This window comes from Halomonas sp. SIMBA_159 (assembly GCF_046536035.1).
GTDB classification, from domain to species: domain Bacteria; phylum Pseudomonadota; class Gammaproteobacteria; order Pseudomonadales; family Halomonadaceae; genus Vreelandella; species Vreelandella venusta_A.
Genome location: NZ_JAWJBT010001309.1, coordinates 1 through 245, shown reverse-complemented (window position 1 = coordinate 245; position 245 = coordinate 1). Strand labels below are relative to the sequence as shown.

Below are 245 nucleotides of genomic sequence, written 5' to 3'. Positions count from 1 at the left end.
GGCGTGGGCAAGCCGATGCCGAAGGCCACGGCCCGCGCCAATGCGAAGAAGTCCGCGATCCGCGCCCGCGTCGAGCATGTCTTCGCCCATCAGAAGAACCGCTACGGCCTGTTCATCCGAACCATCGGGACCAAGCGGGCCGAGGCCAAACTGACGCTCGCCAATCTCGCCTACAACATGGACCGGCTGATCTTCCATGAACGACGCGCAGCGGCAGGATGAGTCCGTCCGAAATTGCTGATCCA

1 pseudogene is annotated in these 245 nt (G+C 63.3%); it reads left to right on the top strand.

What is annotated here, in order from left to right:
• Window positions 1-222, top strand: a pseudogene (locus R0J87_RS23495) (IS5/IS1182 family transposase); the annotation flags it as partial.
• Between the last annotated feature and the right edge of the window lie 23 nt (window positions 223-245).